The sequence below is a fragment of the Nocardioides perillae genome (genome assembly GCF_013409425.1).
Classification (GTDB): Bacteria; Actinomycetota; Actinomycetes; order Propionibacteriales; family Nocardioidaceae; genus Nocardioides; species Nocardioides perillae.
Map to the genome: position 1 here is coordinate 3,151,487 of NZ_JACCAC010000001.1, position 18,782 is coordinate 3,170,268.

Sequence of the window (18,782 nt, forward strand, 5' to 3'; positions counted from 1 at the left end):
CGGGAGCTGGAGTGCGCTAGACCACCACACGGCGCCGACAGGGGGAAGGCGCAGCAGGTCACGGATCGGTGACGGTTGCACCGAGCAAAGGTGCGGCGTTGTGCCAGCAGACGGCCCGCAGCCACTCCTCACCCAGGCCCAGGCGCTCGAGCGCCTCGAGCTGGCGGAGGTAGGGGTAGGGGATGTTGGGGAAGTCGGTGCCGAGCAGCACCTTGTCGCCGATCGCGGCGACCCGCGCGAGCAGGTCGGGCGGCATCGGCCCGCCCATCTCGGCGAAGAAGTCGGTGAAGGCCATCGTGGTGTCGAGCAGCACCCGCTCGTGGGTCTCGGCGAGGGCGAGGAACTCGGCGTACTCCGGCGCACCCATGTGCGCGATCACCAGCCGCAGGCGCGGGTGGCGCCCGAGCAGCTCGGCGACCGGCCCCGGCCCGGTGTACGCCGTGCCGACCGGCCCGCTGCCGGCGTGCAGCACCACGGGGGTGCCGGCCTCGGCGAGCAGGCCCCAGGAGTCGTCGAGCAGTGGGTCGGTGACGTGGAAGGCGCCGACCTGCACGTGCACCTTGAGCACCGCCAGCCCCTGCTCGAGCCGGCGGGCGAGGTAGTCCGCGGCGCCGGGCTCGGGGAAGACCGTGCCGCAGTGCACGGCCTCGGGCACCCGGGCGGCGAAGTCGGCGGCCCACTCGTTGAGGAACTCCGCCATCCCCGGCTTGTGGGCGTAGGGCAGGGCGGTGAAGCGCCGCACGCCGAAGTCGCGCAGCTGCGCGACGAGCGCGTCGTCGTCGTCGCGGTAGCGGATCGGCCAGGCCCGCCCGATCAGCGGGCCGGCGGAGTCGAACTGGGCGCGGATCTTCGCCGTCACCCGCGGCGGCAGGAAGTGGGTGTGCACGTCCAGCAGGCCCGGCAGGCCCAGGCGCTGCCAGAAGGCGCGGACCTCGGCGACGGGCTCGGGGTCCCGAGACGGGCGCGGGGCGCCCTCCTCGACCACCCGTCCGGTCATGCGCGGCCCTTGAGGCGGCGGCCGAGCTCGACCTGCTTCTCCCGGTTGGCCTCGCGCTCGGCGATGGTGTGCCGCTTGTCCCACGACTTCTTGCCCTTGGCGAGGGCGATCTCGACCTTGGCGCGGCCGTCCTTGAAGTAGAGCGAGAGCGGCACCAGGGTGTAGCCCTTGTCGGCGACCTTGCGCTCGATCTTGTCGATCTCGGCGCGGTTGAGGAGCAGCTTGCGGCGCCGGCGGGCGGCGTGGTTGGTCCAGGTGCCCTGGGTGTACTCCGGGATGTGCACGCCGAGCAGCCACACCTCGCCGCCGTCGACCTCGGCGAAGCCGTCGACCAGGCTGGCGCGGCCCATCCGCAGCGACTTCACCTCGGTGCCCTGCAGCACCATGCCGGCCTCCCACGTGTCCTCCACGTGGTAGTCGTGGCGCGCCTTCTTGTTCTGCGCGACGACCTTCTGCCCCTGCTCCTTGGCCATCTGCCCATCCTCCCAGCACCCGCAACCGGGTTGCGAGCGCGGTCGTCCCGCCGCACCCGGAGGGAAGGGTCAGAACCAGCGCATCGGGTCGACGGCGCGACCGTTCGCCATCACCGTGAAGTGCAGGTGGCACCCGGTGGACCAGCCGGTGTTGCCGACGTAGCCCACGAGCTGGCCGCGCACGACGCGGGCGCCCGGGCCGACGACGTAGTGGCTGGCGTGGTTGAGGATCGTCGCCACGCCCTTCCCGCCCGCGACGCCGTGGTCGATGATCAGCCGGTTGCCGTAGGACTCGCTGTAGTACTCCGACACGACGCGGCCGGGCGCCGCGGCGTACAGCGGGGAGCCGCAGCCGGCGCCGAAGTCGGTGCCGTCGTGCAGCGAGTAGTAGCCGTAGATGGGGTGCGTGCGGTAGCCGAAGGGCGAGGTGACGTAGCCGCGCACGGGGTAGTCGAGGAAGCCGTCGGAGGCGGTGGTGCGGGCGGCGCCCCGGCTGGCCCGCGCGGCCGCGGCGGCGCGGCGGCGGGCGGCCTCCGCCCGGCGGCGCAGCATCTCCTCGATGCGGTCCTGCTCGCGCTCGAGGCGGCGCAGCACCCGCATGTCGCGGGCCCGGGCGGCGTCGGCGCGCTGCTGGGCGGCGCGGCGGTCACCGACGAGGGCGGCGACGTCGGCGCGCGCGGCCTCCGCCTCGGCCTCGAGCCGCTCCATCTCCGCGAGCTGCTCGGCGGCCTCGGCGCGCTGGGCGGCGACGGCGTCGCGCGCGTCGGCCACCTTCGCCTCCTCGACGAGCAGCAGCACCTCCGCGGCGCGCAGGTCGTCGTAGGCGAAGGACTCCTCGTCGACGAGCACCTCGCGCGCCTTGTCCTGGCGCGCGACGTCGGCCGGCGACGCGGCGTTGGCGAGGGCGGCCAGGCGCATGAGGTCGGGGTTGCCGCGGGTGTAGAGCTCGACGACGGTGTCGGCGATCTGGTCGCGCTGCTCGGCGACCTGGGCCTTGCCGTGCTCGACCGCCTGGCGGGCCTCCCCCAGCCGGCGCTCGGCCTCGGCGAGGCTCTCGGCAAGCTCGCGGTCGCGCACCTGCGCAGCCGTCAACCGGGCACGCACCGTGGTGAGCCGCGACTGGGCGTCAGCCAGCTTCGCGGCGGCCCGGCGCAGGGCGCGGTCGGCCTCGCGGAAGGCGGCGCTGCTCTCCTGCAGGTCCTCGCCGGCGGCCTCGACCTGCCGCTCGACCTTGCGCTCGCGGTCCTTCAACCCGTCGGCGAGGAGCGCCAGCGGGGTGGACGGGACGGTCAGCGCACCGAGGGCCAGGGCGCCGGCGGTCGCGGCGGCAGCCAGGCCTCGGCGTGCGGTACGGGGGAAGAGGCGCACCGGTCAGCCTTCAGCAGTCGGGGAAGAGAGCTGCCCCGACCGTAGGGCACCGCGGTCAGACCCTCGTGTATTTGCGGGCCAGCGCGAGTGTCGGGAGCAGCGTGAGCAGCGGGCCGAGCACGGCGATCACCGCCACCGCGGTGCCGAACTCGCCCAGGCCGATCCACGGGATGAACTGGAACTGGTCGCTCGCGCGCTCGGCGATGCCGAACCACATGAAGGCCCCCAGCGCCCCGGTCGCGAGCGCCACGCCGATGAGCGCCGTCACGAGCGCCTCGAGCAGGAAGGGCAGCGCGATGTAGAGCGTGGAGGCGCCGACGAGCCGCATGATGCCGATCTCGCGGCGCCGGGCGAAGGCGGCCAGCCGGATGGTGTTGCCGACCAGCAGCAGCGCGGCGAAGACCAGGAAGGCGGCGGTGCCGAGCGCGCCCCACTGCAGCGCGTTGAGCGAGCCGTAGATCGGCTCGAGCTCGTCGCGCATGTCCTGGACCGCCGACACCCCGTCGAGGCCGACCACCGCGCTGGTGATGCCCTTGTAGCGGTCGGGGTCCTCGAGCTCGATCCACACCGACTCGGGCATCGCCTCGGCGGTCATGATCGCGTTGGGCCCGTCGAAGCGCTCGGGGCCGTAGAGCTCCTTGACCTTCGCGAACGCCTCCTCCTTCGACTCCGTGTAGTAGTCGGCGACCTCGGGGCTCTCCTCGACCGCCTCGAGGATGGAGGTCTTCTGCGCGTCGGTGACCTCGCCGGTGCAGGCGGGGTTGTCGTCGCGGTCGCGGCAGAGGAAGACGGTGATCTGGAGCTGGCTGCCCCAGTAGTCGGCCGCCTTGTCGGCCTGCTGCTTCAGCAGGGCGCCGAAGCCGACGAGCGTGAGGGCGACCAGCAGCGTCAGCACGACCGCGAGGTGCATGGAGAGGTTGCGTCGCAGGCCCTGGCCGAGCTCGGTGAAGACGTAGCGCAGCTGCATGGGGTGGGGGGTCCTCCGGGGAGTGCTGGGGTGGGGGTGCGGCTGAGGCCGGTGTCCGGGCGGTCGGCTCGGGCGGGCGGCTCAGACGGGCGGCTCAGGCGGGCGGCTCAGACGGCGGAGCCGTAGACGCCCTGGGCCTCGTCGCGGACGACCTGGCCGTCGGCGAGCTCGATCACGCGCTTGCGCATCTGGTCGACGATGCCGGAGTCGTGGGTCGCCATGACGACCGTGGTGCCGGTGCGGTTGATCCGGTCGAGCAGCTTCATGATGCCGACCGAGCTGGTGGGGTCGAGGTTGCCGGTGGGCTCGTCGGCGATGAGGATCATCGGCCGGTTGACGAAGGCCCGCGCGATCGCGACGCGCTGCTGCTCGCCGCCCGACAGCTCGTCGGGCATGCGGTCGGCCTTGCCCTCGAGCCCGACGAGCTCGAGGGTCTCGGGCACGAGCGCGTCGATGTCGGCGCGCGGGCGCCCGATCACCTGCAGCGCGAAGCCGACGTTCTCCGCGACCGTCTTGCCCGGCAGCAGCCGGAAGTCCTGGAAGACGGTGCCGATCTGACGGCGCAGCCGCGGCACCTTCCACCCGGCGAGCCGGTTGATCTCCTTGCCGGCGACGTAGACGCGGCCCGAGGTGGCCCGGTGCTCGCGCAGCACGAGGCGCAGGAAGGTCGACTTGCCCGAGCCGGAGGAGCCGACGAGGAAGACGAACTCGCCCTTCTCGACGTCGACCGAGACCTGGTCGAGGGCGGCGTGGGCGTGGCCGGGGTAGGTCTTCGTCACCTTCTCGAAGCGGATCACCGGGTCGAGGGTACGCGAGCGGGTGCGCCGTACCCTCGAGGCCGTGCCCCCCGTGTCCCCCGCCGGCGAGCGACCTCGCCGCCACCCCGCGTACGCCGTGGGGGCGCCGCTGGCGCTCGCCGCGCTCGTGCTGTCGGGTTGCTCGGGGGCCGGGTCGCCCGACCCGTCCGGCGCGGGGAGCCCCTCGCCGACCCCGGTCGAGGCGACCCCGCTGGAGGCGCTCGACACCGCCGGGGTGGTCGTGCCGCGCGCCGACCCGTGCGAGGGGCTGCCCGAGACCGCGGTCGTCGACGCGCTCGGCGCCCCGGCGACCGCCGCCGACCGCTGGGCCGACGGCGAGCCGGCCCGCCTCTCCCCCGGCCTGCGCGACGTCGCCCACGAGTGGGGCTGCGCCTGGACCGCCGCCGACGGCAGCGCGGTGCGGGCCTGGGTCTTCGCGCCGCCGCTCACGCCGGCCCGTGCACGCGCGGTCGCGCGGACCGTGGTCGCGGACGACGGCTGCCGTCGGGTCGCCGACGCGCCGGCCTTCGGCGAGCCGACCGCGGCGCGGCTGTGCCGCACCGGCGACGGCGGCCGGGTGCTCGAGGCAGCCTTCTCCGGCCTCTTCGGCGACGCGTGGCTCTCGTGCTCGGTCGCCGCGCCGCGCGCCGAGACCCGCACCGCGGTGGCCCGCGACGCCCTGGTCGCGCGCGCCGGTGCGTGGTGCTCCCAGGTGCTGGCCTCGGCCCGCACCTGAACCGTCGGCGGGGCCGAGGCGCGGTCTAGTTCTGCTCGGCGCCGCGGCGCCAGCGGATGCCGGCCTCGAGGAAGCCGTCGATGTCACCGTCGAAGACCGCCTGCGGGTTGCCGACCTCGAAGGAGGTCCGCAGGTCCTTCACGATCTGGTAGGGGTTGAGCACGTAGTTGCGCATCTGGTCGCCCCAGCTGGCCTGCACGTCGCCGCGCATCTCGTCGAGGTGCGCCTTCTCCTCGGCCTTCTTGCGGGCCAGCAGCTTGGCCTTGAGCACGACCATCGCGCTCGCCTTGTTCTGCAGCTGGCTCTTCTCGTTCTGGCAGGAGACGACCGTGCCGGTCGGGAGGTGGGTGAGGCGCACCGCGGAGTCGGTGGTGTTGACCGACTGCCCTCCCGGGCCGCCGGAGCGGTAGACGTCAACGCGGATCTCCTCGTCGGGGATCTCGATCTCGTCGGTCTGCTCGAGCACCGGCACGACCTCGACGGCGGCGAAGGAGGTCTGGCGCCGGCCCTGGTTGTCGAAGGGGCTGATGCGCACCAGCCGGTGGGTGCCGGCCTCGACCGAGAGCGTGCCGTAGGCGTAGGGCGCGTGCACGGCGAAGGTCGCCGACTTCAGGCCGGCCTCCTCGGCGTAGGAGGTGTCGAAGACCTCGACGGGGTACTTGTTGCGCTCGGCCCACCGGACGTACATCCGCATCAGGGTCTCGGCGAAGTCCGCGGCGTCGACGCCGCCCGCGCCGGCGCGGATGGTGACCAGGGCCTCGCGGGCGTCGTACTCACCGGAGAGGAGCGTGCGGACCTCGAGCGCCTCGACGGCCTTGTGGACCTTGGGCAGCTCGGCCTGGGCCTCGGCCAGCGAGTCGGCGTCGCCCTCCTCGACCGCGAGCTCGACGAGCGCCTCGAGGTCGTCGACGCGGGCGGTGAGGCCCTCGAAGCGCTCGAGCTCGCCCTGCAGCATCGACAGGCGGCCGGTCACGCGCTGGGCGTTGGCCTGGTCGTCCCACAGGTCGGGGGCGCCGACCTGCTCGCCGAGGTCGGCGATCTCGCCGCGCATGGCCTCGACGTCGAGCACCTGCTCGATGGTGCGCAGGGTGGCGCGCAGCGCCTTGATCTCTTGGTCGAAGTCCGGTCCAGCCACGAGATCCGACTCTACGGCACCTCGTTCAGCGGCCCAGCACCGCGCGCAGCGCCCCGCGGGCGCGGTGCTCGACGATGTTGGAGGTGACGCGCACCGAGGCGGGCAGCGGCAGCGGCACGCGCGTGAGCCGCTCGACGGGGGTGCGCCGGTCGGTCCAGGCGGCGTCGCAGGCGGTCGCGCGCTGGGCGGCGAACTCCTCGCTGCCGCGGCGGCGCAGCGACTCGCGGATCGCCACGTCGACCGGGGTCGCGACGCCCGGCAGGCCCCAGGCGCGCTCGGGGCGGCAGACCATGTCGTGGCGCAGCGACTCCACCAGCGCGGTGACGGTGTGGGCCGGGGCCGTGCTGAAGACGGGCGCGACGTGGGCCACCAGCGGCGTCGGGACCGGCGGCACCGGCAGCTGCAGGCGTGGGAGCCGGGCGACCTTGCAGAAGCGGGCCAGCAGCTCGGTGTAGGTGAGGACCTCGGGCCCGCCGACGTCGACCGAGCCCACGGGGTCGTCGTCGTGCTCGAGCGCGTGGACGAGCAGGTCGACCACGTCGACGACGGCGATCGGCTGGATGCGGGAGGTCAACCACGCCGGCACCGGCTGCACGAGCATCGCCGAGGCCAGCTGGCGGATCACCTCGAAGCTGGTCGACCCTGCGCCGAGCACGACGCCGGCGCGCAGCGAGGTGACCGAGGCGCGGCTCTCGGCCAGCACCTCCTCGACCTCGATCCGGCTGTTGAGGTGGTCGGAGAGCAGCGTCCGCGGCTGGTCGGGCGCGAGCCCGGAGAGGTAGACGACGCGGCCGACCCCAGCCGCGTCCACCGCGTCGCGCATGGTCTCAGCGGCCAGCCGGTCGAGCTCGACGAAGTCGCGCCGGTCGAGGGCATGCACGAGGTAGCAGACGGCGTCGACGCCCTCCACGGCCGCGGCCACCTGGCGCGGGTCGAGCGCGTCCATGGTGCGCCACTCGACCTGACCACCCCACGCGTAGCGGCTGGCGTCGGGCGTCGAGCGCGCCGTCGCGACCACCCGGTGCCCGCGCGCGAGCAGCGCCGGCACGAGCCGCGACCCCACGTAGCCCCGCGCGCCCGTCACCAGGACCGTGCGGGGGCGCGCTGCTGCGGTGCTGCGGGCGCTCGCTGCCGGGGTGCTGCGCGGGGTGCTGCGCGGGGTGCTGCGCCGGGTGCTGCGGGGGGTGCCGCGGGGGGTGCGGGGCGGGGTGGCGGGCATGTCGCGAACCTATCCAGACCCCCCAGCCCCGCCGAGGGGTCACGCACCGGCCGGCGCCTTGCAACGCGGTGTTCCTGTCGCTTCCCCAGTGGTCGAGCGCTGGGGAGGCGACGCGGACACCGCGTTGCAGGGCGGGGTCAGGCGGTGTGGCGCACGGGGCAGCCGGCCACGCCGGGCACGGGCCGGGTGCCGAGGTCCTCGACGCGGAAGCCGTCGGGGTAGCTGCGGATCCACGGGAGGTCGGCGATCGTCTTCGGCCGGCGTCGCGCCGGGGCGAGCCGGAGCAGGCGACCCCGCGCACGCAGTGCGGCGCGGGCGAGCCGCTCGACGGCGGCCGGCGGGGCGTCGTACTGCAGGGCGGAGCGGAGCGGCTCGTCCATGAGGGCGCGGCTGAACACCTCGACCGCCCGGGCGGCGAAGGACGGGTAGAAGGTCAGCATGAGCGCCAGCGTGCTGTCGGCGACCGCGCGGCCGCCGGGGCTGTGGGCGAAGTGCTCGGCCTCGTAGCCGTCCATGAGCCGCTCGAAGCCGGCGTAGTCCTCCGGCACGTCGCGGATGCCGAGGTGGCGCCCGAGCTCGCGGTAGTAGGTGACGGACGCGACGACCTCGTGGTGGGTCATCGGGCGCTTGCCGTAGTCGTCGAGCCAGCGCTTGGGCACGACCACGAAGGTGGACAGGACGTAGCGCATCTCGTGGTCGGGGATGTCGTAGGAGCGGTGCATCTGGTTGATGCGGCGGATCGCTGCCCGCGCCTCGGGGTGGTCGAAGCCGTGCTGCAGGGGCGGCTCGAGCAGCAGCGCGGTGTCGTCGTAGCGCTTCTGCACGTCGCCGGTGAAGGCGCCGGTCTCGGCCAGCAGGGAGCCGATGCCGGGCACGGCGTAGGTGCGGAAGAGCGCGAAGGAGAGAGCCTGGTTCATGTCCCAGGGGAACTCGTGCTGGGTGAGGGTGCGGTAGACCTCCACCGCGTCCTGCACGGGGTCGAGCGAGTCGTTGCGTCGCCGCCAGTGGTCGCGCTGCATGCCTCACAGTGGAGCGCACGCTCCAGACCTGTCAAGAGGGTACGCCGGCCCGCGCGGCACCCGGCCGGCTGGCGGGCGGGTCGTGGTCGCTGTGCGAACCTGTGGCCGTGCGCCAGCCCCTCCAGCACCGCAGCTCCGCGTCGGCCGAGGCGATGCTCGGCGCCACCCTCGCACTGCTGCAGGACGGCGGGCTCGGCGCGGTGACCGTGGCGGCGGTGGCCCAGCGGGCCGGCACCTCGAACGGCGCGCTCTACCACCGCTTCGGCGACCGGCAGGGCCTGCTGCGCGCCGCGCAGGAGCGGGCACTCGACGCGATCGAGGCGGAGACGGCCGCCGCCTTCGTCGCCGCCGACGCCGAGCCCGACGACGCGGTCGCGCTGCGGCTGCTGGCCGGCGCGGCGCTGCGCATCTTCACCGACCACCGCCCGGCGCTGCGCGCCTTCCTCGTCGAGGCCCAGGGCGACACGGTGCTCGAGCAGCGCAGCCAGGTCTCGGTGCACCGCCTCGCCACCACCGTCACCGGGTGGCTGCGCTCGCGCGCCGGGGCGAGCCAGGAGCAGGCCGAGGCGTCGTGGCGGATCATCTACGCCATCGCGGTCAGCCAGTCGCTCTTCGACGACGCCCAGGTCTCCCCCGCACCCCTGGGCACCGAGGCCCTCGGCGACGCACTCGCCGCGGCGGTCGGCGCGATCGTGCGGGGCTGAGCCGGCGCGGCGCCCCTGTCGGAGTCACCGGCTGACCGGTGACTCCTGCACTTGTGCCCCGAGAACTCGGGCCACAAGTGCAGGAGCTGGGCCACAAGAGTGGCCCGAGCCGGGTCAGCGCAGGCCGGCGACCTTGTCGACCTTGGTGTGGTAGCGGTGACCCGCGAGGCCACCGAGGACCGCGGCGACGGCGGTGAGCACCACGATCGCAACCAGCGTGATGACGCCGGCCCAGGTCGCGCTCGACTCCGAGACGGGGATGCTCGGCAGGTCGACGCGGCTGAGCACGTCGTACTGCGAGCCGGCGACCGCGCCGACGGCCGCGACGAGCAGCGTCACCAGCAGGCCCACCAGCCACACGCCGAGGCCCTGGCGGGCGCCGTCGAAGCGCGACATCCGGCCGGCGACGTAGCCGCCGGCGTAGTAGGCGAGGAACAGCACGACGCCGAGGGTGATGGCGGCGGCGAGGCCGTAGCCCCCGGCGTCCTGCTGCGCGTCGGACTGGCTGAGGCTGAGCTCGGACCCGATCGCGGTGGCGATCGCGCCCACGATGCCGACCAGGATCGCGGCCATGCCGATCGCGACGAGCCAGCCGAAGAACGCGGCACCGAGGTTCATGCCGCCGAAGCGCTCCTTGGCCTCGCCGCGGCGGTGGTCGGCCACGGCTTCCCGGCGCAGGTGGTCGTCACCGCGGTGGTCGACGTGCTCGACCCGCTCGACGTGCTCGTGCTCGGCGGTGCGCTGCGGCGGGACCGCGGGGTGCTGGGTGGTGGGGGTCGCTCCCGTGGCGGGAGCGGCGTGGGTGCCGCCGGACACCGGGCTGGTGCCGGTGGCCGGCTGGTCGGTGCGACGGACGTGCTTCACGACTACCTCCTCGGCTGCCCGCGCCTGCTCGGCCGCCCCGTGGCGACCGGTGTACGCCGCGCGGCGCGGCCGTCCGGGCGGTACCCCGCGCGGGCGCGGATGACACCGCCGCCCTCCCTGAGGCCGCTCCAGCCCTGCGTCACCCCGGCGTGATCACCGCCGCCGCCTCGGCCGCGACGACCGGCCGGTCGGGCGAGCCCGGGATGCGCAGCGGCAGGTCGACGGGGGCGGCGACGCGCACGCTGATGCGGTCGCCGTCGACGGCCACCTCGAAGGACAGGCCCGGGAAGTCCTGCCGCGCACCGGTGGCACGCAGGTAGGTCTCGACGGCCGCGCGGGCCGCACCGGCCTGCTGCCGCAGCCGGTCGTCGGGCACGCCCTGGGTGTAGACGTCGCTGCCGGTCGCCCCGCCGTCGGCCCCGGCGAGCGCGGCGCCGTCGGCGAGGTTGGCGAGACCCTGGCGGTGGAGGTAGGCCGCGGAGGCGTCGACCACGACGGCCACCAGCATCATGAGCACGACCGCGAAGCCGACGATCAGCAGCGTCGTCTGCCCCGCCTCCGACCTACTCCTCCGCCGCACCGGCACCGCCCCCCACCACGTTGAAGCGCCCCCGCGGCACCGTGTGAGTCGCGTCGAGCGCGAACCGCGGGGCGCCGCCCCCGAGCGCGTCGGGCACGAGCGGCAGCTGCACGGACGACTCCACCACGACCGTGATCACCGCTCCCGGCTCGCGGCAGCGGTCGGCGGGGGCGCAGCTGAAGCGCAGCCGCAGGTCGGCGCCGTCGAGCCGCTGGTCGGCGAGGGCCTGCAGCGCCGCGGCACGGGCGGCGCGCTCGCCGGCGGCGTCGGTGTCGGCGACGGCGTACGCCCGGCCCGCGGCGCGCGCTGCTGCGCTGACCGCGAAGGCGCCCCGCTGGACCTCGAAGACCGAGAGCATGACGTAGACCAGGGGGACGAGCAGCAGGATGCCGAGCCACACCAGCTCGACCAGGACCGTGCCGCGCTCGTCGCGCCGACCCGGGCCTCCCGGCGTACGCCGGGTGGTCACGGCGCGACCTCCTCGACGGCGCTGCCGCTGACGGTCAGCGCGACGCCGGGACCCCACAGCCCCAGGGGCGGCACGACAGCCCGCACCGTGACGACGACGCCCGGCGCGCCCCCGACCGACCCCGTCGAGGCAGTGACGTCGCGCGCGAAGCGGCCGGTGAGGGCGCCCTCGATCTCGGCGCGCGTGCGGGCGACGCCGTCGCCCGGGCCGCGGTCGAGGGTCGCGGCGTGGCGCGCCCCCTCGGAGGCGGCGGAGGTGAGCGTGTTGCGCACGTGGAGCACGAGCCCGACCTGCACGATGCCGAGGACGAGCGGGATGAGCACGACCAGGGCCAGGACGAAGTCGACGACGGCGGAGCCGCGGTCGCCGTGCGGGGGCGTCGCGGTCTCAGCCACCGCTGACCGAGGACAGCGCGGAGCGCAGCATCGCGTTGAGCTCCTCGCGCGCGAGGCCCCAGATGCCGCCGACGAGGCCGGCGGTCATGACCGTGATCAGCACCCAGCCGGGCACGTCGCCGCGCTCGTCGCGCACCCGGTGGCCCAGCGCCAGGCGGGTGCGGAGGGCGAGCAGGGCGACGGCGCCCAGGAGCAGGTGCAAGCGGGTGTGCGGCATGAGGGTTCCTCTCGGGCGGGTCAGGGTGTGGTGAGGCTGAGCCCGACGACGCCGGGCCAGAAGGCGAAGAGCACGGTGACCGGCAGCACGAGGAAGATGACGGGGACCATCATCAGCACCTCCTTGCGCGCGGCGGTCTCGATGAGCTCGCGGCGGCCGGCCTCGCGCACGTCGGCCGCCTGCGCGTGGAGCACGTCGGCCAGCGGAGTGCCCCGCTCGACCGAGACCGCGATCCCCTGCGCGAAGCGCGCGACCAGCGGCAGCCCGGTCGTCGCGGCGAGCCGGTCGAAGGCCGCACCGACGGGCTCGCCGGTGCGGATGGCGGCGAGCACCGTGGCGAGGTCGCGTGCGAGGTCGCCGCGGGTGCGGCGTACGACGCGGTCGAGCGCAGCGACCGGGCCCTCCCCGGCGGCGACGGCCAGCGCGAGCAGCTCGGCGACGGTGGGGAACTCGGTGAGGATGCGGCGCTCCCGGGCGCGCACCTGGCTGGTCAACCAGGTGTCGCGGGCCAGGACGCCGGTGGCGCCGGCGGCCAGGCAGAGCACGAGGGTGCCGACGGAGCCGGTGGGATCGGCGAGCGCCTCGAGCACGCCGAGGGTGGCCGCCGCGGCGAAGGCGCTGAGTCCCCACAGCACCTGCTGCACCCGGAACTCGTGGACCGTCACGTCCAGGCCCGCACGCGCGAGCCGTCGCCGCACCGACGCGGCGCCGCCCAGCACCCGGTCGACCGTGTCGGCCGCGGCCCGCAGCACCGGCCCGAAGACACCCGCGGCGGCGGTGACGGGCGAGGGTCCCGACGCACCGGTGACCGCGGTCCGGCCGACCTGGGGCAGGTCGCGCACGTAGGGCAGCACGCGGAGGGCGAGCTGGGGACGCCGCACCACGGCCACCCGGCCCACGACCAGCAGCACCCCCACGCCGGCGAGGCCGCCGAGGAGCGCGCCCCACACCGCCGGGGTCACGAGAGGATCCGCCGCTCGGTGGGCAGCCGGCCGATGCGCATCATCAGCCGGTAGGCAACGACGCAGGTGCCGGCACCGAAGGCGAGGATCACGACCCCCGTGCCGGAGGAGTAGCGCGAGATGACCTCGGGCTGGAAGGAGAGGACGAGCAGCACCAGCCAGGGAGCGGCCACTGCGAGCCGCGCGCCGTTGACGGTCCACGCCTGACGCGACTCCATCTCGGAGCGGGTGCGTGCGTCGTCGCGCAGGTAGCCCGACAGGTTGCGCAGCAGCCGGCCGAGCTCGCCGCCGCCGACCTCGCGCGCGATGCGCAGGCCCTCCACGACCCGGTCGCCCACCGGGTCGGCGAGGCGCTCCTTCAGCCGGTCCAGCGACTCGGCGAAGCGACCGCTGACCTGGTAGTCCAGGGCGAATGCCGCGAACGGCTCGCGCAGCGGCTCCGGCCCGCGCACCGCCAGCCCGGCCAGCGCCTCGGGCAGCGACAGACCCGCCCGCACGGCGGAGGCGAGGTGGTCGACCGCCTCCGGCCACACCTCGGCGAACTCGCGCTGCCGGCGACGGGCGCGGGAGGAGACCAGCGCGACGGGGAGGTACGCCGCCAGGGCAGCGAAGGTCAGGGCCACCGGCGGGGTGCGCGAGACCGCCTGGACGAGGAGCCCGCTCACCGCGCCCAGCACCGCGCAGAGCACGAGCAGGCCGCTCGCCGACACCTGCGCCATGCCGGCGGACGAGAGCAGCCGGGTCAGCCGACCCGGCGGGCGGGGCCCGCGGGCCGGCTGGCGCGGCCACGCGACGGTCGACCAGATCAGCAGCAGGCCGACGCCGACCCCGAGACCGAGCACCACGCCCATCAGCCGTCGCCCGCCAGGATCCGGTGCACGTCGAGACCCAGGCGCTCGAAGCGGTCGAGGCGCGGGGGCATCCCGCCCATGCGGCGCAGCTCGCCCCCCTGGCGCGCGAAAACCTCCTCGGCCTCGATCACGTCGGACTCGCTGCGCCCCGGCACCGCGACGACCTCCTCCACCCGGCGGGTGCCACCGGGGTCGACCCCCAGGTGCACCACGAGGTCGACGGAGCTCGCGACGGTCGGCACGACGAAGCGCGCCGAGATGTTCTCGCCCGCGAGCAGCGGCAGGGTGCACATCTTGACCAGCGCCTCGCGCGCGGAGTTGGCGTGGAGCGTGCACATGCCGGGGAGCCCGGCGTTGAGCGCGAGCAGGAGGTCGAGGCACTCCTCGGCGCGCACCTCGCCCACGATGAGGCGGGAGGGCCGCATGCGCAGGCTCTCCTTGACGAGGTCGCGCAGCCGGATCTCGCCGGTGCCCTGATGGCCGGACTGCCGCGTCTGGAGCGGCACCCAGTCGGGGTGCGGGAAGCGGAGCTCGAAGACCTCCTCGGCGCTCACCACCCGCTCCCCGCCGGGGATGGCGGCCGCCAGGCAGTTGAGCATCGTGGTCTTGCCGGCCTGGGTGCCGCCCGCGACCAGGATGTTGAGCCCGGCGCGGACCGACGCCTCGAGGAACCGAGCCGCCGTCGGCGTCAGGCTGCCGAGCTCGACCAGGTCGGAGAGCCGCGCTGCCTTGAGCACGAACTTGCGGATGTTGACGGCCGAGAAGCCCCTGCTGATGCCCTCGAGCACCACGTGGAGGCGGTGGCCGTCGGGCAGCATCGCGTCGACGAACGGCTGGCTGATGTCGATGCGCCGCCCGCTCGACTTCAGCATCCGCTCGACCAGCTCGTCGACCTGTGCCCGGGTGAGCACGGTGTTGGTCAGCTCGTGGCGGCCCTGCCGGGCCACGAAGACGCGGCTGGGGTCGTTGATCCACACCTCCTCGACGGTCGGGTCGTCGAGGTAGGGCTGCAGCGCACCGAACCCGGACACCCGCGCCAGCAGCTCGGAGACCAGCGCCGCCGGGTCGCCCACCGGCAGGACCGTGCCGGTCAGGCTGAGCTCGTCGTGCTCGCGCACCACGGTCTCGGCGATGCGCCGCACCGCGCCCGACTCCCGCTGCGGGTCGACGCCCTCGCGGCGTACGCGCTCGCGCACGCGCTGGTCGAGCACGGAGACGAGGTCACCGCCGAGCACGCGGGCGTCGGCGGACCCCGAGGTGTGCGTGAGCGACACGGTGCCCCCCATGGCCCGAGCGGTTGGACTGGCAGAGCAGGACGCTACGACAACCCCTGCGGGTGGACCAGACCTGTTCCAGCACCCTGTGGACAACCGCGTCCCAGGAGTCGCGCGGGGACCCACGAGGCACTCCCGTCACGCGCCGCGGCCCCTCCTTCCCAAGCGTCCGCGTCGCTTCCCCAGGGCTCGAGCCCTGGGGAAGCGACGCGGACACCGCGTTACACGGGGCCGGGCGGGGGGCCGACGGGGGCGGCGGGGGCGGCGGGGGCGGCGGCGCGGCCGACGCGGGCGAGGAGCAGCAGGAACAGCACGAAGACGATCAGCAGGCACAGGCCGACGACGAGCGCGAGGACGCCGACGCCCGGCTCGAGGACGGCCAGCAGCAGCAGCGCCACCAGCACGACGGTGAGCCCCAGGTCGGCCCAGCGCAGCTGGTCGGCCGCGACGGCCTCGTCGCGCACCAGCGCGCGCACGGCCGTGCAGACGGCGAAGACGAAGACGGTCGTCGCCGCGGTGTCGAGGGCGCCGAGCAGCCCCAGGTCGGTCGCGAGGACCCCTGGCACCGACACCAGCAGGCACACCACGCTCGCGGCCGTGGCCACCGTGAAGGCGCGGTGCAGCCCCGCGAGCCGGCTCACCACCACGACCGCCACCACCCAGCCGACGGGGTCGGGCAGCACGTCGAACCCGTCGAAGCGCAGGTCGACCAGCACCACCAGGAGACCGAAGGCCATCGTCCGCAGCGGCGCGAGCCGCGGGTCGACCCCACCGACCCCTCCCACGCCGGCGACCCCACCGAGCCCGCCGACGCCGCTCACGAGGCACCCCCCGAGGCGCGTACGACGCCCGTGCGGGACACCACGCGCGCCGGCGTGCCCGCGCCCCCGATGCGGATCCGCACCCCGACGTCCTCGCGACCCTCGGCGCGGCCGTCGCGGCGGGTGGGCAGGGTGAGCACGGCCGCGCTCGGCCGGCCGGCGGGCCCGAGGAACTCGCCGAGGAACAGCAGCGAGCGGCCCAGCGACCGGCCGGGGTCGAGCCGCACCCGGTCGCGCAGGAACTCGCGCGGCACGTCGGCCTGCCGCAGCGGCGCGCCGGGGCCGGGCACGAAGCGGGCCTGCACCGGCAGCAGGTAGTCGAGCGGCCCGGCCACCGCGACCCGCCACCGCAGGGCGCGGCCCTCGTCGACCACCGCGCGCACCGGGGTCACCGTGACCCGCGGCGTCGGGTCGTCGTCGAGCACCACCAGGCGACCGGTGTGCTGGGCGGTCATGAGACCGCGCACCGCGAAGGCGAACAGCCCGAAGCGCTGTTCGGGCAGGTCGTCGGCCACGTCGGCGCGGTAGGGCCAGCGCACGACCCCCGAGGTCTGCCCAGCAGCCACGTCGACCGTGACGGTCGTGAGTCCCGAGCGGCGGCCGTCACCGCTGACGACCGTGAAGCGGCCCGGCCGCTCGAGCACGCCAGCGACCGTGAACGGCACCTCCGCGACCGCGGACCCGGGGGCGCCGGAGCCGTCACCCTCCACCACCCGCACGGTGCCGAGCGAGACGACGGGCCCGCGCAGCGGCGAGGCGGGCGGCAGCGCGGCAGCGCCCTCAGCCACCGCCGCGACGTCGAGCACCCACACCCGCCCGCGCGCGGAGCGGGCGACGAGCTCGACCGAGCGGATCGCGGCCAGGTCGACGCCGCTGACTGCGGCCAGGTCGACGCGCAGCACCTGCGCCCAGTGCTTGCCGAGCGCGTAGTCGCCGCGCGGCAGCGCCGGCACCGCCCCGCCGACCGGGTCGACCTCGACCGAGGCCCCGGCGGCGTCCGTCAGCCGCACGCCGAGCAGGGCGTCGGGCCGCGACGGGTCGGCGACCGTGCGCAGGTCGAGCCAGCGCCGGCCCGTGGTGTCGAGGGGAGCACCGAGGACGAGGCCGCCGCGCGCCCCGGCCTGCGACCACGCCAGCTCCAGCGCGCGCACCGGCGGGACGCCGCTGCCGGTGCTGGGCCAGTGCGGCGCCGCGACCTCGGTGGCTGCGCGCCCGCACAGCGCGGCCGGGCCCTGCAGCTCGGTGCGACCGGTGCACAGCTGCACCACCGCTCCCCCGGCCGGCTCCGCGAGCACCGCGTCGAGCCCGGGGCGCACCAGCAGCCGCCCGCCGCCCAGCGCGTGCGCCCGCACGTCGGCGTCGCCCGCCGAGGCCACCGACGTGGCGGTGCCGTCGACCAGCGGCAGCACCGCGGCCGCAGCCGCCGGGTCCGTCGCGACGCCGCCCGTGAAGAGACGGGCCGCCGCGGCGACGTACGTCGCGCCGACGGCACGCTGCGCCGCCGGCCGCAGCCGCTCGGGGTGGCGGCGCCCGCAGGTCGCGTCCGGGTCACCGGCCCAGTCGTCGAAGGCCGGGGCGGCCGCGAGTCCAGGGGTCCACTCGGCGTTGAAGTAGTTGTGGTTGGCGCCCATCACCAGCAGCGAGGCGTGCAGCGCGGTGTCGCCGACGTCGAGGTCGCGGGCGCGGTCGGTCCACAGCTGGCCCTGCAGGTCGCTGACGTCGCCGTCGCAGTGCGGCAGCAGCGTCACGCTCGACACGTGCGGCACCGCCTGTGCCGCGAAGTCGGTGGGCGCGAGCAGCGCCAGCCCTGCGACCGACCAAGGCGCGTCGGCGGGCAGGTCGAGCGCGGTGCGCGCCACGCCCTCGCCGCCGCGGCTGTGGCCGACGAGCACGACCCGCGAAAGGTCCACGGCGCGCCCCTCGGCGGCCCACCGCACCCAGGCGTCGAGGTGGTGGCGCACCAGCGCGGAGCGCGCGCCCGCGCCGCCGTCGCGCAACCAGCCGTCCTGCGCGTTGACGCCGTCGGCGCCGATGCTGACGGTGACGTAGCCCTGCGAGGCCAGCAGCCGCTGCGTCTGCTCGTAGCCACGCAGGCTCGGCACCTGCTCGGTGCCGCGCGGGCAGGGCCACCCCACCACGAAGCGGTCGGGCCGGCGCGGGTCGTGGCACCACGCGTGCCGCCCGTGCAGGAAGACCACCAGCGGCGCGTCGGCGCTCGGCTGGGCCGGCTCCACCACGTGGCCCTCGACCTCGACGGGGCGGCGCATCCCCGCCACCCGCAGCCGCGGCAGCTCGTAGTCGCTCACCACCACCGCCGCCTCCCCCGGCACCCCGGGGTCGACCGGGGCCGGGGTGGTGGCGGGCCGGGTCGTGCCCGCGCCCGCGCGCCCTGCAGGCGCACGCCGCGCCGCCCGGTCGTCGCGTCCGCGCTCGTCGAGCCGGTCGCCCGACAGCACCACGTCGAGCGCGGCCGGGTCGGGGGCGTCGGGCTGCTCGAGCACCGCGGTCACGGTGCGGCCGTCGGGCGCGACCAGCGCCGGCACCCGGAGGTCGGCCGGGCCGACGACCTCGGGCCGGGCCGCGCCGACCGGCAGGGCACGCGGCGCGCGCCAGACGACCTGCCAGCGCTGCGCGCCGACCTGCGCGACCAGCCAGCCGTCTGCCGACGAGCGCCGCCCGGGCTCTGCGGGCGAGGCGACCGCAGCGGTCGGGGCGCCCGACGCCCCGGCGCCGGCCGACGGCGCGACGGGCCCCAGCGCGACCCTGCCGGTGAGCACGCCGGCGAGCGCTGCGGTGAGCGCGGCGGTGAGCCTGGACGAGCGGCGCATCGGCGCTCCTGGGTGACGGGCGCGACCCCCCGTGGACCGCCGAGGTCGAGCCTAGGGCCTTCGCGCCCCCCGCGGGGCCGCTCGCCGCACTCCGCGGCCAGGCGGC

Annotated in this window: 20 protein-coding genes; 2 read left to right on the forward strand and 18 right to left on the reverse strand. The window is 75.6% G+C overall.

Annotated elements, in window-relative coordinates; translation table 11 throughout:
• Nucleotides 1-58: 58 nt before the first annotated feature.
• From BJ989_RS14790 to ftsE, 5 genes are all read right to left on the reverse strand, one after another.
• Nucleotides 59-997 carry an amidohydrolase family protein gene (locus tag BJ989_RS14790; protein ID WP_179518848.1) on the reverse strand — a complete coding sequence of 313 codons (939 nt, stop codon included), beginning with the start codon at nucleotides 995-997 and terminating at the stop codon, nucleotides 59-61.
• A complete protein-coding gene (gene smpB, locus BJ989_RS14795) occupies nucleotides 994-1,470 on the reverse strand; it encodes an SsrA-binding protein SmpB (RefSeq protein WP_179518849.1) in 477 nt (158 codons plus the stop codon). The genes BJ989_RS14790 and smpB overlap by 4 nt, the downstream gene beginning before the upstream one ends.
• A gap of 69 nt (nucleotides 1,471-1,539) precedes the next feature.
• Nucleotides 1,540-2,838, reverse strand: a complete 1,299-nt coding sequence (locus BJ989_RS18875; RefSeq protein WP_179518850.1) for a peptidoglycan DD-metalloendopeptidase family protein — start codon at nucleotides 2,836-2,838, stop codon at nucleotides 1,540-1,542.
• Between the two features lie 55 nt (nucleotides 2,839-2,893).
• Nucleotides 2,894-3,805 carry a permease-like cell division protein FtsX gene (ftsX, locus tag BJ989_RS14805; RefSeq protein ID WP_179518851.1) on the reverse strand — a complete coding sequence of 304 codons (912 nt, stop codon included), beginning with the start codon at nucleotides 3,803-3,805 and terminating at the stop codon, nucleotides 2,894-2,896.
• Nucleotides 3,806-3,912: 107 nt separating this feature from the next.
• Nucleotides 3,913-4,602: a cell division ATP-binding protein FtsE gene (ftsE, locus tag BJ989_RS14810; protein WP_179518852.1), complete on the reverse strand. Its 690-nt coding sequence runs from the start codon at nucleotides 4,600-4,602 to the stop codon at nucleotides 3,913-3,915.
• Nucleotides 4,603-4,645: 43 nt separating this feature from the next.
• Here ftsE and BJ989_RS14815 point away from each other — a divergent pair, with 43 nt between their 5' ends.
• Nucleotides 4,646-5,338 (forward strand): hypothetical protein, encoded by a 693-nt coding sequence (locus BJ989_RS14815; RefSeq protein ID WP_179518853.1) that lies wholly within the window; start codon nucleotides 4,646-4,648, stop codon nucleotides 5,336-5,338.
• A gap of 25 nt (nucleotides 5,339-5,363) precedes the next feature.
• Here the strand turns inward: BJ989_RS14815 and prfB are convergent, their stop codons facing one another.
• From prfB to BJ989_RS14830, 3 genes are all read right to left on the reverse strand, one after another.
• Nucleotides 5,364-6,473 carry a peptide chain release factor 2 gene (gene prfB, locus BJ989_RS14820; RefSeq protein WP_179518854.1) on the reverse strand — a complete coding sequence of 370 codons (1,110 nt, stop codon included), beginning with the start codon at nucleotides 6,471-6,473 and terminating at the stop codon, nucleotides 5,364-5,366.
• A 25-nt stretch (nucleotides 6,474-6,498) separates the two neighbouring features.
• Nucleotides 6,499-7,692 carry an NAD(P)H-binding protein gene (locus tag BJ989_RS14825; RefSeq protein WP_179518855.1) on the reverse strand — a complete coding sequence of 398 codons (1,194 nt, stop codon included), beginning with the start codon at nucleotides 7,690-7,692 and terminating at the stop codon, nucleotides 6,499-6,501.
• Between the two features lie 137 nt (nucleotides 7,693-7,829).
• On the reverse strand, nucleotides 7,830-8,711 hold the full coding sequence (locus BJ989_RS14830) for an oxygenase MpaB family protein (protein ID WP_179518856.1): 882 nt from the start codon (nucleotides 8,709-8,711) through the stop codon (nucleotides 7,830-7,832).
• Between the two features lie 107 nt (nucleotides 8,712-8,818).
• Here BJ989_RS14830 and BJ989_RS14835 point away from each other — a divergent pair, with 107 nt between their 5' ends.
• Complete coding sequence (locus BJ989_RS14835) at nucleotides 8,819-9,415, forward strand: TetR family transcriptional regulator (protein ID WP_179518857.1); 597 nt, start codon at nucleotides 8,819-8,821, stop codon at nucleotides 9,413-9,415.
• 114 nt (nucleotides 9,416-9,529) lie between these two features.
• Here the strand turns inward: BJ989_RS14835 and BJ989_RS14840 are convergent, their stop codons facing one another.
• The 10 genes from BJ989_RS14840 to BJ989_RS14885 form a co-directional block, all read right to left on the reverse strand.
• Complete coding sequence (locus tag BJ989_RS14840; protein ID WP_179518858.1) at nucleotides 9,530-10,279, reverse strand: hypothetical protein; 750 nt, start codon at nucleotides 10,277-10,279, stop codon at nucleotides 9,530-9,532.
• A gap of 139 nt (nucleotides 10,280-10,418) precedes the next feature.
• A complete protein-coding gene (locus tag BJ989_RS14845; protein ID WP_343049402.1) occupies nucleotides 10,419-10,865 on the reverse strand; it encodes a pilus assembly protein TadG-related protein in 447 nt (148 codons plus the stop codon).
• A complete protein-coding gene (locus tag BJ989_RS14850; protein ID WP_179518859.1) occupies nucleotides 10,843-11,328 on the reverse strand; it encodes a hypothetical protein in 486 nt (161 codons plus the stop codon). The genes BJ989_RS14845 and BJ989_RS14850 overlap by 23 nt, the downstream gene beginning before the upstream one ends.
• Entirely contained in the window at nucleotides 11,325-11,723 is a 399-nt protein-coding gene (locus BJ989_RS14855) for a TadE/TadG family type IV pilus assembly protein (protein ID WP_179518860.1), read from the reverse strand. The genes BJ989_RS14850 and BJ989_RS14855 overlap by 4 nt, the downstream gene beginning before the upstream one ends.
• Nucleotides 11,716-11,940 carry a hypothetical protein gene (locus BJ989_RS14860; RefSeq protein WP_179516473.1) on the reverse strand — a complete coding sequence of 75 codons (225 nt, stop codon included), beginning with the start codon at nucleotides 11,938-11,940 and terminating at the stop codon, nucleotides 11,716-11,718. Before BJ989_RS14860 ends, BJ989_RS14855 begins: the two co-directional genes overlap by 8 nt.
• Nucleotides 11,941-11,960: 20 nt before the next feature.
• Nucleotides 11,961-12,902 carry a type II secretion system F family protein gene (locus BJ989_RS14865; protein WP_179518861.1) on the reverse strand — a complete coding sequence of 314 codons (942 nt, stop codon included), beginning with the start codon at nucleotides 12,900-12,902 and terminating at the stop codon, nucleotides 11,961-11,963.
• Nucleotides 12,899-13,753 carry a type II secretion system F family protein gene (locus BJ989_RS14870; protein WP_179518862.1) on the reverse strand — a complete coding sequence of 285 codons (855 nt, stop codon included), beginning with the start codon at nucleotides 13,751-13,753 and terminating at the stop codon, nucleotides 12,899-12,901. Before BJ989_RS14870 ends, BJ989_RS14865 begins: the two co-directional genes overlap by 4 nt.
• Entirely contained in the window at nucleotides 13,753-15,027 is a 1,275-nt protein-coding gene (locus tag BJ989_RS14875) for a TadA family conjugal transfer-associated ATPase (RefSeq protein WP_343049403.1), read from the reverse strand. Before BJ989_RS14875 ends, BJ989_RS14870 begins: the two co-directional genes overlap by 1 nt.
• 221 nt (nucleotides 15,028-15,248) lie before the next feature.
• Nucleotides 15,249-15,848, reverse strand: coding sequence for a hypothetical protein (locus tag BJ989_RS14880; protein ID WP_179518864.1), 600 nt, complete (start codon nucleotides 15,846-15,848; stop codon nucleotides 15,249-15,251).
• Nucleotides 15,845-18,676 (reverse strand): alpha/beta hydrolase family protein, encoded by a 2,832-nt coding sequence (locus BJ989_RS14885; protein ID WP_179518865.1) that lies wholly within the window; start codon nucleotides 18,674-18,676, stop codon nucleotides 15,845-15,847. Before BJ989_RS14885 ends, BJ989_RS14880 begins: the two co-directional genes overlap by 4 nt.
• Nucleotides 18,677-18,782: the final 106 nt, after the last annotated feature.

Coding starts and splice junctions, on each gene's coding strand:
- BJ989_RS14790 (WP_179518848.1), bottom strand. CDS start 997: ATGACCGGACGGGTGGTCGAGGAGGGCGCCCCGCGCCCGTCTCGGGAC.
- ftsX (WP_179518851.1), bottom strand. CDS start 3,805: ATGCAGCTGCGCTACGTCTTCACCGAGCTCGGCCAGGGCCTGCGACGC.
- BJ989_RS14870 (WP_179518862.1), bottom strand. CDS start 13,753: ATGGGCGTGGTGCTCGGTCTCGGGGTCGGCGTCGGCCTGCTGCTGATC.
- BJ989_RS14860 (WP_179516473.1), bottom strand. CDS start 11,940: ATGCCGCACACCCGCTTGCACCTGCTCCTGGGCGCCGTCGCCCTGCTC.
- smpB (WP_179518849.1), bottom strand. CDS start 1,470: ATGGCCAAGGAGCAGGGGCAGAAGGTCGTCGCGCAGAACAAGAAGGCG.
- BJ989_RS14825 (WP_179518855.1), bottom strand. CDS start 7,692: ATGCCCGCCACCCCGCCCCGCACCCCCCGCGGCACCCCCCGCAGCACC.
- BJ989_RS14885 (WP_179518865.1), bottom strand. CDS start 18,676: ATGCGCCGCTCGTCCAGGCTCACCGCCGCGCTCACCGCAGCGCTCGCC.
- BJ989_RS14830 (WP_179518856.1), bottom strand. CDS start 8,711: ATGCAGCGCGACCACTGGCGGCGACGCAACGACTCGCTCGACCCCGTG.